The following is an 11,767-nucleotide window of genomic DNA, read 5'->3' on the forward strand; positions in this document are numbered from 1 at the left end:
TCCACGGCGGCTGCTCACCACGCCTCACGGCCCGACATCGTAAATCATCCTCTACAAGGGATGACAGACCCGGAGATCATTTTGTTAGGAACTCTAAGGCCGGCTGTTCAGCCCCGCACCGAACCCAGCCGACCGCGTCAAGTTTCACCGGAGCGGTCCCGTCTGCGTCATCGTCGTGTCGTGGTGTGGGCGCCGGTGTGTTGGACGGTGTCGGATCCGACCTGAACGGCGGTGGTGAGGGCGTCGGGGAGTGGGGTGTGTCGGGCGAGATCGAGGGCGAGGGAACCGAGGAAGGCGTCGCCGGCACCGGTGGTGTCGACGACCGGCACGGTGGGGGCGGGAACGGTTCCGGACCCGTCAGGGTGGGTGTAGACGGCGCCGTGTTGGCCGGCGGTGACGACGACGGTGCGGGGCCCGAGACGTTGGAGAGCGTTGGCGGCGTCGCGGGGGTCGTTGGTCGTCGTCTGCAGGATCGCGGCGGCTTCGTGTTGGTTGACCACCAGGACGTCGAGGTGCTGCAGCAGGTTGGAGTCGAGGTCGGGGTGGGGGACGAGGTTGCCGATGACGATCGGTGCGTGTCGCTCGCGCAGGAGTGCGGTTACCGGTTCGGGGGGCAGGTCGAGCTGGACGACGACAGCGTGCGTGTCGAGGGCGGCGGTGGCGTGCTGGATGTCGAGGGCGGTGAGCTCGGTGGCGGGGGAGAGGGCGAGGGTGATGTAGCTTTCGCCGTCTGGGGTGACTTCGATGATGGCTGCCCCCGTGGTGACGTCGGGGATGAGCGTGAGGTGCCGGGTGTCGACACCCGCGTCGGTGAGGGCTGCCTGGATCTGGTGGCCCCAGGTGTCGGCGCCGACGTTGGCGATCAGGCAGGAGCGTCCGCCGCGGCGGCTGGCGGCGATGGCCTGGTTGAGGCTCTTTCCGCCGGGGCTGGCGGTGAGGGAGGAGGCGAGGGCGGTGCGTCCGGGTCGGGCGCGGTGGGGAACGTGGACGGTCAGGTCGATGTTGGCCCGTCCGATGAAGGTGACGTCGAAGACGTCGCTGGGGTTGCGCGTGCCGGTCATGCCGTCGTGGGGAACGCGGCCAGCGTGGCGTGCAGTTCCGCCACCCCGGGTTCGATCGGGAACGCCGCGAGCTGATTGTCGACGGCGGTGACCTCACGCTGGACGCGTGCCGACCGGGTGAGGCGGGCCAGTTCGAGCGCGGCGAGGGCGGTGCCGGCGGCTTGTTCGGGCTCACCGGCGGCGGCGTAGGCGGCGGCGGTTCGCGCCAGGTACATGCCACGCTCGCGTCGATAGGACTCCGGCCATGCATCGAGGGCCCTGTCGAAGCACCGGACAGCGGTGCGCGGGCGACCCAGCCGAAGCCAGCCGTCGCCTTCCTGCGCCCACACGTACGGGGTGGTGCAGAAGGAACCGAGGCAGCTGCCGTCGCCTTCGATACCGGCGACGAGGTGTTGGGCGTCGTCAACTGCGGCCTGGAATGCGGAGTTGTTGCCAGCGATGGCGTGACCGTGTGCGAGTTGTACCGCCGCGAAGGCTCGCACCTGTGCCCCGCCACCGCCGCTGCGTCCGGCCGCGCGGGCGAGCCCGAGCACGCGGTCACGGTCGACGGCGTCAGCCGCGCGTTGCGCCATACGGGCGAACACGTAGGCGGTGAATTCCGCGTCGTCAGCCTCTTGCGCCAGGGTCAACGCCTGGGCGAGCCACCACTCGCCAGCGGCACGGTCGCCTAGGTCGTCGCTGAGCCAGCCGGCAAACTCCGCCCATCGCGCCTCGGTGCCCAGGAGCGCGTCACGCAGGTTGCCCCGAGCAGCTCTGCGGAAGCCGGCGATATGGCCGAGCTGCTGCCGAGCGGTTGGCAGGATCGCCTCGGCGCCGACCCGGTTGTCGGATTCCACGAGGACGGATCGCAGCACCGCGAAGTGCTCGACGATGGCCGGGTCGACGCGGACGGGCGGCGCCGCGCTCGCCGGATCGCTACCCGACAGTGCGGCCATCAGGCTGCCCGGCACCGCCTGCAGGAGCGCCCGACGACTGACCTGGACCTGCCGCGTTCGCCCCTCGATCACAACGGTCACGATAACGGTGTCGTCAGCGGAGTCTGCGCACCCGCCGAGCAGCGCATCAGCCGTCTCACCATCCACATGTCCGGCACAACAGCTCACCGAGCAGTGGCCCCGCGTTGAGGCGGGACCGTCCGTCGCCGCAGCAGCCTGATCGTCGTGGCCTCGCGGCGCGATGCCAGCATCCGCCGATGCGATCGACGCGGTGAACGCTGCGGTACTCCTGCTCCGCCGGTGCTGCTGTTGGAGGGCGACGACCCGGTCATAGCCGGCGGCGAGAACACCGCCGGTAGCCAGGGCCTCATCGCAGCGTTCCCAGAAGGTGCGGTCCGGATGCTGGCGCCCGACTTCGGTGTTCGCGATCGTGCTGCGACCCGACAGAGTCCTCGGCGCGAGCGAGTGCTGGGTGTAGCCGGCAGCCTTGCGGAAGCCGGCCAACTGCCGCCCGAGCGCCCGCCATGCCTCGCTGACTTCGTGAGGCCCCGTCATCGCCGCCTCCCTCGGATCAAGACCTCAACCGACGTGCAGGGCTGCGGAACGCCGAGGAGGACCATCGATGCCTATGGTGGCATCACCCTACCGTGCGGTCACGACTATGCGGGCCATCCACGGCGCTGCCCGATAAATGGCGCAGTTCCGTGGTGAGAGCCGGTCCGGGGAACGGATAAGCGACAACGGCAACACCTAGCACGCCGCCTTGCGAGCTGCATGCACCGAGGCGCAGCTACCCGGCGTAGAGGCGTGTAAGAGCGGTGCGGATGGCCGGAACTGCTTCGGCGGGGTGATGGTCGGGGGGCAGGTGCATGATCGCCGCGTAGACCGCTTCGTCGATGTCTTTGACGGTGAGGCCGTTGGGTAGGCGTTGGAACCAGCGGTAGCCGGTCGGCCGCTCCGGTAATCCCACATCGCGCAGGTACGAGTTCGCAGCCTCATCGATGATCGCTTGATCATCCGCAGTGCGTGGCGGGAGAGATGTGTGCTCTCCGGTGCTGTCGCTGACAGTGACCTCGACATGATGTTGCCGGGTCTCGTTGCACCGGGCCAAAGTGGCGGGGGCGGCGAGGTAGCCGAGCATGGCATCCCAGCCGGATTCGCTCAGCTCCCAATATCGGCCATTCGAGGTGTCGATGGCGCGGTAGCGGTCGGAGATGCCCGGCGGTGGACCAGGGAACGGCTGGGCCGTGTCCCAGGCGTTGGGTGCGGCGCTGGTGTTGGCCATGCTGCTCCTTGAAGGCTTCGCTACTGCACGGCCCCGGCCTCCATGGGAGAGGTCGGGACCGTGGTCACGCATCCATACTCACCTGTCATGGTACGAATTTTGTACCGAAAAGGATCAAAACTTGCAGGGGTCGGCGGTGGACCCGTAGCACTTGAAGCGCGCCGTCTCCAACGCGGGCGCGGTGCGGGCGGAGTAGCTGGCGGGGGTGTAGTCGGTGTTGAAAGCCGCGTAGTACGCGGCAGGGCTGGTCAGGAAGTTGCCGTAGATCGTGGGGCTGTTCCATCGGTACGAACCGGCACCGCTGAGGCGCCCCGGGTAGAGAGCGTGGTCGCCGCAGTCGGCGTCCGGCCAGTTGTCGATGACCTGGTAGCAGTTGATCCAGGAGTCGCTGAAGGTCAGCGACGGGCCGAGGTCCCAGATTAGGAAGACAGTCCACCGGCCGCGTCGGCCCTGAAGGCTGTTGCGGATGATCACGTCGTAGCTGCCGATGACGCCACTGGTGTTGCCGTAGACGGTGTTGCCCTTCGTTTCCCCGATGTAGCGCTGGTAGTCGATGACACGGTGGCAGATACCGCTGCCCTCGCACCACGTGTCGTAGTCGTCTGCCAGCACAGACACCGGGTCGGGGATTGGGGCGGTGGTGGCGGCGACGGGCGTAAAGGTTGTGGTGGGGGTGCCGTGGGCGTCGCGGCGGGTGCTGGTCAGGCCGGCGCTGGTGCAGCTCCACTCCGGCAGCTTCTGCTGCATGGCGAGCGCGATGCACGGAGCGAGAACTTTCTGAGCGCCGTCGTAGGTGTTCTTCACCCGCTGGCCGGCCACAGCCGGAGCGTCCAGGGCCGTGACGCCGAGTACGAGAGCGAGAAGGCCGGCAACGAGAACGCCACCCCTTCTGAGACTACGAATGTTCACGTTTTTCCTTTCACATGCGCACCTGCTGACGCGACCCATCGAATATCTCGGATGGCGATGTCGATAAGCGTTGTCGGAGAGCTCCGACAATTCATTGACAGTCTCGTCTCCCTCGTGCGTGCGCCAGTGGGACCGGCCAGGCTTAGCGTTGTCCCCCTTGCCTGTGGCAACGGTGAAAGGGGAGCTGAGGAATGTCGCCCAGATGTCGGAACCCTTTGGCAGGGGTAGCCGACATCAATGGATCTCGCCTTTAGTCCTTGATGTTGACGTGACGGACGAATGGCCTCGGTTGCCACTCGCTAGTTCGTCTGGTTCCCGTGCAGGGACGGCCCTGCACCCAACCGGTCGGGGTGCGCGTCGGTGCCGGGAGGCCGGGCCGCGCATCCTGTGAAGGAGGTAGCGCCGATGCGGCGCAAGTGGTTCGCCCCCGCCGGCGACGGCGAGACCTACAGCCCTTTCGGCATCGACTGCGAAGGCGCGGCCACGCTGTTCGGGCACCGCAGCGGCTGGAACCGCAGCCCCGGTGAACCCGACGAGCAGACCATCCAGGAACTCGCCGAGACCAACCGCGCGTTCTGGGTCTTGCTCGACCAGCAGCCGCCGCCGCAGCCGCTCTGGCGGCTGGAGCCACGCCGACGGAAGGGGCGGTTGGCGTGAACCCGGCGCCCCCGATCCCGCAGGTCGTCTCGGGCACGCTCTTACAGCTCGCCGGCGACGACTGGTCCCTCGGCCGGAACCTCACCCCGGGCAGTCCGGTCGATGTCGTTGTCGTCAGGCTCCGCACCGACTTGGCGCACCTCAGCGACGAGTGGGTATGGGTGGTCGGTCACCGCCCCGAGTGCCTCTACCCGAGCACCGACGAGTACCTGCCGTGCATGGAGCTGCGGGTCCGCCTTGCCGCCCTGCGCCGGTACGCGAGCGCGACATGAGCCGCAGTGATGAGCCGTGCGGCCCGGCCGACAGGTACGTGTCCGCGCGGATGACCGACAAGCAGCACGCCGACGGCCGCACCTGTTTCCACTGCCAGCCTGACGGCAGCTGCGAGCAGAACGCCTGGGCGCAGCAGGAGCTCGCCCGCCACCCTGGCCGCCGCCCAGAGGCTCCGGCCGCGGTGCCCCCTCTCGACAATTGACCCAGGAAGGCCAGCCGTCGTGCACACACATCCCGGCGCAGCCGACGACCTCCCGCGGCCTGTGCACGGTCCACCCGCTGAGCCGCAGCGTCCCGTACGCGCCGTCGGTACCGCGCCCACCAGACCGATGATGATTGGCGACGAGTTTTGGTTCATGGCCCACGATGACCAGACCGGCCGTCCGCGCCTCTACGAGTCCGCGCTAGCTCACGGTCTGGCCGCTGCGCTGCTCGCCGAGCTGCACTATGAGGGCCGGATCACCTTCGCCCGCGGACACATCCGGGTGCTTCAAACCGGGCCGCCGGGGGACTGGCTGCAACACCTGGTACTCGACCGGCTGATCGCTGAGCCGCACCACACCGATACCCGCACGTGGCTGGCGTTCCTGGCCGCCACCGCCTGCGAGCAGGTCACCACCCGCATGTGGCAGCGTGGGCTTCTCGAACAGCGTCAGGTCGGCCGGCGGTGGCGCCAGCGCATCGTCTACGTGCCCACGGACATGAACACCGCCGCCTGGTCGTGGGCTCGGCTGTCGATCGAACTGCGTAACGCCCGTCGGCTCAACACCTTCGACCAGGCGCTCGCCGGTCTGACGCTGCACACCCATCTGGACGCCGCTCTGCTGGACGGCGCGACGCTGGCCGTCCGCGCTCACCTACGTCGGGTGGTCGAACAGTCCCGGCCACCACTGCGCGACCTCTTCGCCGACCTCGGCAGCGCCGTCGGCGGCAGCGTGCTGAGCCACCGCACCTGAGCGTGGTTGACCCCCCATCCCCTCGTCGAAAGAAAGAGATCTGATGCCTCACCAAAGACCGGACACTGTCTCCGCCGTGCTCGCCCGGGGCCGGCTCGGTATCCCGTCGGTCGTGTTCTTCGTGATCGCGGCGGCGGCGCCGCTCACTGTTGTCGCTGGCGGCGCGACCACCGGGTACGCCGTCACCGGCGTCGTCGGTATCCCCGTGTCCTATCTCGTCGTCGCCGCCATCCTGGCCCTGTTCGCCGTCGGCTATGTGGCCATGTCCCGCCGCATCGTCAACGCCGGTGCCTTCTACACCTACGTCACCCGGGGCCTCGGCCGGCCGGCCGGCGTCGCCGCCGCCTTCGTCGCACTCCTGGCGTACAACGCCATGCAGATCGGCCTCTACGGCGGATTCGGCGCCGTGCTCGCCCAGTTCCTCCAGGCCCGCTACGGCTGGAACACCACCTGGTGGCTGTGCGCCCTGGCCGCCTGGACGGCCGTGACCGTCCTCGGGCTCCTACGCATCGACCTCAACGGCAAGGTCCTGGCCGTCGTGCTTATCGCCGAGTGCGCCGTCGCGGTCGTCTTCGACGCCGTCATGGTCACCAACCCGGCCACCGGTGGTATCAGCTTCGAGACGCTCGCCCCGTCGCACATCTTCGCCGCCGGCATCGGCGCCGCCCTGGTCACCGCCATCACGGGTTTCGTCGGCTTCGAAGGCACTGTCGTGTTCTCCGAAGAGACCAAGGACCCACGCCGCACCGTACCGCGGGCCACGTACCTTGCCGTGGCGATCATCGGCCTGCTCTACGGGCTGTCCGCGTGGGCGATGTCCGTCGCCACCGGCTCCGACACCATCGTCAACGCCGCCCGCACCGACGGCACCGACCTCATCTTCAACCTCGTCTCACCCCACCTCGGTAGCGGCATCGTCACCATCGGCCGGGTCCTGTTCATCACCAGCCTCTTCGCCGCACTCCTGGCGTTCCACCACACCGTCGCCCGCTACCTGTTCGCACTTGGACGCGAACGAGTCCTACCCGCCTGGCTGGGACGCACGAGCCGCCGCACCGGCGCGCCCAAGGCCGGCTCCATCGTCCAAAGCGTCATCGCGGTAGCCGTCCTCGCAGGCTACGCGGTAGCCAACGCTGACCCGATCGTGCACCTGTTCTTCTGGATCACCGTCACCGGCGGCCTCGGCGTTCTGGTTCTGATGACCGTCACCTCCGCCGCCGTGGTCGCGTTCTTCGCCCGCACCCCCCACCGCGACGGCCCGTGGCGCACCGCGATCGCGCCGCTGGCCGCCACCGGCGCCCTGGCCGCGATCCTCGCCGTCACCATCCAGGAATTCGACGTCCTCCTCGGCGTCGCCGCGACCTCCCCGTTGCGGTGGTGGTTCCCCGCCGCCTACGGCCTCGCCGCACTCGCCGGCACCGCCTGGGCGATCACCCTACGCGCCACCCGCCCCGACGCATTCCAGGCGATCGGACTCGGCGCGGAAAGCGCTGCTGCGCCGGTGCGCACCCCCGACGCCACCCGCCTACCGGTCTGACTAGGAGTGACCATGCCACCGGCCAACACCATCACCGTTCGCCCCGCCACACCCGACGACGCCGGTGAACTCATCACCGTCCTGGTCGAGGCGTTCCTCGACGGACCCGTCGCCGACTGGCTCATCCCCAACCTCGACGACCGCCGGGCGGTCTACTTCCGGTACTTCAAGCTCGTCTTCCACCACGGGCTCCAGCACGGACGCGTGGACACCACCACCGACCGGTCAGCCCTCGCGATCTGGTACACCCGCAACGAGGCTCCGCCGGCGGGATCAACCGCCATGTACTACGAGGTAGAGCAGGCCACCGGCAAATATGCGCCCAGGTTCCTGCTGCTCGACGCCCTGTTCGAAACACACCACCCGCGAGTCCCGCACGACTACCTCGCCTACGTGGCCGTCGACCCACGCCACCAGAACCGCGGCGTCGGAACGGCGCTGCTCGCCAGCGCCCACCAGGCCCTGGATGCGGCGAACCGGGCGGCGTACCTGGAAGCCAGCAACACCCGCAACCGCGACCTGTACCAGCGCCTCGGCTACCGCCAAGGCCCACCAATCCAACTACCGACCGCCGGGCCGACGATCTGGCGGATGTGGCGAGGCCAACCGAACGGGGGAGTCCCCGCGCGGTTCCCGGCAGACATGCTGCCGGCAAGGCGGCCACGGTGAACGGACCCGCCCTGGACACAACCATCCGCGCCGCGAAACCACACGACGTCGCCGCCATCACCGTGCTACTGGCCGCCGCACTCGACCGCGACCCCGTCATCGAGTGGCTACTGCCCGACCCCGCCGAACGGGTCATCGTCCTGCACCGCCTGCTCGCCGTTGATGTTGACCACGCCGTCGAAACCGGGGACATCGACGTAGCGCTGAACCTCTCAGCGGTCGCGGTGTGGCGACGGCACGACCCGAACAGCGGTCTCCGGACGTTCGGGCAACACCACCTGACGACCTTTGCCGGCAGCGCAGCGCCCCGCCTCGCGGCGCTGAACTCGGCCATCGGCAGCTACAGGTCATCGGCGCCGCACCACTGGCTGTCCTGGCTGGCCGTGCACCCGTCCTTCCGAGGCCGCGGCCTCGCCAGCGAGCTGCTGCGCCGGCATCACCAGGTCGTCGACGACACCGGGTGGCCGGTCTACACCGTGGTTACGACCGAGAGCGCCAGGGACATGCTCCGCGAGCAGGGATACCACCCGGCCCTGCCCCTGAACCTGCCCAACGGACCGAGGCTATGGCCGCTGATACGAAACGCTCGCCCTGTCCGTCTCGCGACCCCATCGGCTCACAACCTCTGAAACACCGGGCACGCCGTCCTCGCCTGCGGCGCAGCCAGGTCCGGATGTTCCTCGCCTACGCCAGCCCGCACACCCTGGATGACCAGCGGGTCGACCTGCCGGTGTCGTGGATTGACAACGCGATCGCTGCCGTCTTCCGCGCCCGCCTGCGCGAGCACCGGCTCCGCTACGTCCTCGCGGTGTCCCGCAGCCGCCTGATTCCGCTCGACGGCGGCAAGGCCCGGGTTCGCGCCGACCGGATCACCGCCGAGGTGCCACAGCCGGCGTGGCAGCGCCGATCGGCCGGGCCGGGTCCAAGGGCCCACGCTGCTGGAACTCCTCGGCACCGCTTCACGACCAGCGCTCTGGCCGCCCTTTTTGCCGTCCTGGCGATCTGCGTCGCCGATGCCGACGCCGCAATCGACGGAACCGACGCCCTCACGGAAAGCGGCTTGATCAGGCCGACAGCCAACGCGATCCGCCGGCTGAATCAACATGGGCTCCTGAACATCGGTCAGCCAGCGATATTCACACCTCGGCTACCGCTTTGGTGGGTTTCCAAACTTCCGGTTAGGCGGGACCCTGTGGTCGTCGGTCAATCCAGTAGTTGGGATCATGAGTGAGTCGTCGCCAACATAGCGGTTAAACATCTCGATGTGGTAGGCCGTCGGCTTGTCGTAAAGTGAAGGTATTTCGTCATCCATGGTCACAACGATGTCGAAGGCTGTGAGTCGACCGGGCGTGAGTGTTCCAACTCGCTCCTGTCCAGGCTCCTTGTACACGGCCACGGGGCCAACTGTTGAGAAAAACTCCGTACCGACGGGCGGGTAATGCTGTACGACCGTCGGGCCGAACATCAGGGGTTGTTCCGGGTCCGTGACTAAGGTGCCCATGGGCGTGTGTACGCGCCAGTGCACGACCCACATTGCCATGGCTGGGAAATCAGACTCTCTTTGAAGTGATCGTATGACCCCGAATTGGGGAAGATCGGTGTTTTGCTCTACGCGGAAGGGTGCCTCCCGAACCTCTAGTGGCATCTCCCGGAAGCCTGGAAGCGATTTGAAGGGGTTGGGGCTGTCGCCGCCATGCGCGGAGATCGTTACGGACATGAGCCTAACGCCGTCCTGCTCAAGCCCAGGTCCGCGATGCATAATTACAAAGCCATTCTGGGCATCGAGCTCAAATTCGGCGTCGAGGTCGTCGAGCTTGACCGTGCAGGTGCACTTGCCGCGCAGTAATTCGATGCCACCGTGTGGTGGGAATCTGCGGTACTCGAAGCCCTGATAGACCTCATTCATGAAAGGGAATCGGTCGATTTGCAGGCTGAGTTCCTCAATTTTCTGTGCTGCCTGAATGCATTCGGCATTCGACATTGCCTCGGCGCGACTTCTCGGAGTCTTCCATCGAAAGACCCACGTCACCGTACCGTGGCCAACCGCGTCAGCCAAGACCTTTACAGGATTTGCGTCCGCTAGGCCGGCATCTCGTAGTACTGCCCAGTAGTTGCGCACCGCATCGATAAGCTCGCTCGTTCGACTGCTTGCTGTTGCGATCATCATTTCAAGCGATGCGTCGGCCTGCCGAAAGACATCGATGGGGACGACGCCCCGTTGCAGCGAAAGGCTCGGTGTATCGCGGCGCTGGGGCGGTTCCAAGCCGCCTCTTTCAGGGCCGCCTGACGTAGCGCCTGCACTGGCCTTCATTAGATAATTCCTTTCCGCTTGGTGGGGTCTGTGAATGGAGTGTTGTCCCCGATTTGCTTACGCTGTACCCTCGCCGTTACGCTTTAGACATCGAACCAAGTCGCCCCCGCATGGGGGCGCGTCTCCCGACGTGTTGTAGGTCGCCTGCGTGAGACTCTATGGGGACTGTAAAAGTAACGATGAACAAGCTGAAAAAGTAACGGCGCAGATGTGATCAAGGGGAAAGGCGAGCGGCGACCGAGAAACGTCGCGGGGAAGACCGTGCAAGTGGGCCAGACGACAGATCATCGACGGCATGCGGTGGCGGGTACGCACCGGTGCGCCATGGCGTGACGTGCCCGCGAACTACGCCCCATGGCAAACGCTGTATCGATGGTTCCGCCGCTGGCAGCGTGATGGCACATGGGCCCGCGTCCTGGCCGGCTGCAAGCCACCGCCAATACGGCCAGACGGATCGACTGGACCGTCAGCGTCGACTCCACGATCAGCCGCGCCCATCAACACGCGGCCGATGCCCGTCGTGACGGCGACCGGCAGAAGAACCACCCGGCGGAATCCATGCCGAGCCCGCCGACCATGCGCTGGGCCGTTTGCGGGGCGGGTGGAGCACCAAGACGCATGTTGCCTGTGAACAGGGCCGTAAGGTCCTGGCCACCGTCGTCACGGCCGGGCACCGTGGTGACAGCCCGCAATTCACCACGGTCCTCGACCGCATCCGGGTTGCCCGCTGCGGGCCCGGTCGCCCCGGACCCGCCCGCTGCAGGTTTTGGCGGACCGGGCCTACACGTCCAGGGCCAACCGCGCCTACCTGCGCCGCCGTGGAATCAAGGCCTGCATCCCGAGCAAGAGCGACCAAGAAGCCCACCGCCTCGCGAAAGGCTCCCGCGGCGGCCGGCCACCTGCCTTCAGTCCTGAGACCTACCGCCGGCGTCACGCCGTGGAGTGCGGCATCAACCAGCTCAAACAACACCGCGCCATGGCCACCCGCTACGACAAACTGGCCGTGCGTTACGAAGCCACCCTGACCATCGCCGCCATCAACCAGTACCTCCGAGCCTTATGAACGGTGTCAAGCCCCGGGTTTGATGGAGAGTTGGTTAGCTGGTTTCCAGGGGTGCGGTGACTGGGTGGGTTATCGCGTGTAGCGCCTCGTACTCGGCGGGTGGGACGTGGC

Annotated in this window: 13 protein-coding genes and 1 pseudogene; 9 read left to right on the plus strand and 5 right to left on the minus strand. The window is 67.3% G+C overall.

What is annotated here, in order from left to right; all coding sequences use genetic code 11:
• Nucleotides 1–167 precede the first annotated feature (167 nt).
• The 4 genes from ACZ6O2_RS35655 to ACZ6O2_RS35670 form a co-directional block, all read right to left on the minus strand.
• Nucleotides 168–1,061, minus strand: coding sequence for a ribokinase (locus tag ACZ6O2_RS35655; RefSeq protein WP_466026087.1), 894 nt, complete (start codon nt 1,059–1,061; stop codon nt 168–170).
• Nucleotides 1,058–2,551, minus strand: coding sequence for a helix-turn-helix domain-containing protein (locus tag ACZ6O2_RS35660; protein ID WP_466026088.1), 1,494 nt, complete (start codon nt 2,549–2,551; stop codon nt 1,058–1,060). The genes ACZ6O2_RS35655 and ACZ6O2_RS35660 overlap by 4 nt, the downstream gene beginning before the upstream one ends.
• Nucleotides 2,552–2,786: 235 nt before the next feature.
• Nucleotides 2,787–3,281 (minus strand): DUF5956 family protein, encoded by a 495-nt coding sequence (locus ACZ6O2_RS35665; protein ID WP_466026089.1) that lies wholly within the window; start codon nt 3,279–3,281, stop codon nt 2,787–2,789.
• A 114-nt stretch (nt 3,282–3,395) separates the two neighbouring features.
• Nucleotides 3,396–4,100, minus strand: coding sequence for a hypothetical protein (locus ACZ6O2_RS35670; RefSeq protein WP_466026090.1), 705 nt, complete (start codon nt 4,098–4,100; stop codon nt 3,396–3,398).
• A 495-nt stretch (nt 4,101–4,595) separates the two neighbouring features.
• Between ACZ6O2_RS35670 and ACZ6O2_RS35675 the strand changes: the two genes are divergently transcribed.
• The 8 genes from ACZ6O2_RS35675 to ACZ6O2_RS35710 all read left to right on the plus strand — a co-directional run bounded on the left by ACZ6O2_RS35675 (nt 4,596) and on the right by ACZ6O2_RS35710 (nt 9,513).
• Entirely contained in the window at nt 4,596–4,847 is a 252-nt protein-coding gene (locus tag ACZ6O2_RS35675; protein ID WP_466026091.1) for a hypothetical protein, read from the plus strand.
• Nucleotides 4,844–5,119 carry a hypothetical protein gene (locus tag ACZ6O2_RS35680; RefSeq protein ID WP_466026092.1) on the plus strand — a complete coding sequence of 92 codons (276 nt, stop codon included), beginning with the start codon at nt 4,844–4,846 and terminating at the stop codon, nt 5,117–5,119. Before ACZ6O2_RS35675 ends, ACZ6O2_RS35680 begins: the two co-directional genes overlap by 4 nt.
• Entirely contained in the window at nt 5,116–5,322 is a 207-nt protein-coding gene (locus tag ACZ6O2_RS35685; protein ID WP_466026093.1) for a hypothetical protein, read from the plus strand. Before ACZ6O2_RS35680 ends, ACZ6O2_RS35685 begins: the two co-directional genes overlap by 4 nt.
• A 130-nt stretch (nt 5,323–5,452) precedes the next feature.
• The gene (locus ACZ6O2_RS35690) at nt 5,453–6,076 is read left to right on the plus strand and encodes a GOLPH3/VPS74 family protein (RefSeq protein ID WP_466026094.1); all 624 of its coding nucleotides are present in this window, start codon (nt 5,453–5,455) and stop codon (nt 6,074–6,076) included.
• 43 nt (nt 6,077–6,119) lie between these two features.
• A complete protein-coding gene (locus tag ACZ6O2_RS35695) occupies nt 6,120–7,613 on the plus strand; it encodes an APC family permease (RefSeq protein ID WP_466026095.1) in 1,494 nt (497 codons plus the stop codon).
• A 12-nt stretch (nt 7,614–7,625) separates the two neighbouring features.
• Nucleotides 7,626–8,282: a GNAT family N-acetyltransferase gene (locus ACZ6O2_RS35700; protein WP_466026096.1), complete on the plus strand. Its 657-nt coding sequence runs from the start codon at nt 7,626–7,628 to the stop codon at nt 8,280–8,282.
• The gene (locus tag ACZ6O2_RS35705; RefSeq protein WP_466026097.1) at nt 8,279–8,911 is read left to right on the plus strand and encodes a GNAT family N-acetyltransferase; all 633 of its coding nucleotides are present in this window, start codon (nt 8,279–8,281) and stop codon (nt 8,909–8,911) included. The genes ACZ6O2_RS35700 and ACZ6O2_RS35705 overlap by 4 nt, the downstream gene beginning before the upstream one ends.
• Nucleotides 8,912–8,955: 44 nt before the next feature.
• Nucleotides 8,956–9,513 carry a hypothetical protein gene (locus ACZ6O2_RS35710; protein ID WP_466026098.1) on the plus strand — a complete coding sequence of 186 codons (558 nt, stop codon included), beginning with the start codon at nt 8,956–8,958 and terminating at the stop codon, nt 9,511–9,513.
• On the opposite strand, the gene ACZ6O2_RS35715 is transcribed toward ACZ6O2_RS35710, so the two are convergent.
• Nucleotides 9,430–10,545, minus strand: a complete 1,116-nt coding sequence (locus ACZ6O2_RS35715; RefSeq protein ID WP_466026099.1) for a hypothetical protein — start codon at nt 10,543–10,545, stop codon at nt 9,430–9,432. The genes ACZ6O2_RS35710 and ACZ6O2_RS35715 overlap by 84 nt on opposite strands.
• Before the next feature lie 292 nt (nt 10,546–10,837).
• Here ACZ6O2_RS35715 and ACZ6O2_RS35720 point away from each other — a divergent pair.
• Nucleotides 10,838–11,656 (plus strand): annotated as a pseudogene (locus ACZ6O2_RS35720) (IS5 family transposase); the annotation flags it as partial.
• Between the last annotated feature and the right edge of the window lie 111 nt (nt 11,657–11,767).

Source organism: Micromonospora sp. NPDC048040 (genome assembly GCF_055587185.1).

Coding starts and splice junctions, on each gene's coding strand:
- ACZ6O2_RS35685 (WP_466026093.1), top strand. CDS start 5,116: ATGAGCCGCAGTGATGAGCCGTGCGGCCCGGCCGACAGGTACGTGTCC.
- ACZ6O2_RS35710 (WP_466026098.1), top strand. CDS start 8,956: ATGTTCCTCGCCTACGCCAGCCCGCACACCCTGGATGACCAGCGGGTC.
- ACZ6O2_RS35660 (WP_466026088.1), bottom strand. CDS start 2,551: ATGACGGGGCCTCACGAAGTCAGCGAGGCATGGCGGGCGCTCGGGCGG.
- ACZ6O2_RS35690 (WP_466026094.1), top strand. CDS start 5,453: ATGATTGGCGACGAGTTTTGGTTCATGGCCCACGATGACCAGACCGGC.
- ACZ6O2_RS35700 (WP_466026096.1), top strand. CDS start 7,626: ATGCCACCGGCCAACACCATCACCGTTCGCCCCGCCACACCCGACGAC.
- ACZ6O2_RS35665 (WP_466026089.1), bottom strand. CDS start 3,281: ATGGCCAACACCAGCGCCGCACCCAACGCCTGGGACACGGCCCAGCCG.
- ACZ6O2_RS35675 (WP_466026091.1), top strand. CDS start 4,596: ATGCGGCGCAAGTGGTTCGCCCCCGCCGGCGACGGCGAGACCTACAGC.
- ACZ6O2_RS35655 (WP_466026087.1), bottom strand. CDS start 1,061: ATGACCGGCACGCGCAACCCCAGCGACGTCTTCGACGTCACCTTCATC.
- ACZ6O2_RS35695 (WP_466026095.1), top strand. CDS start 6,120: ATGCCTCACCAAAGACCGGACACTGTCTCCGCCGTGCTCGCCCGGGGC.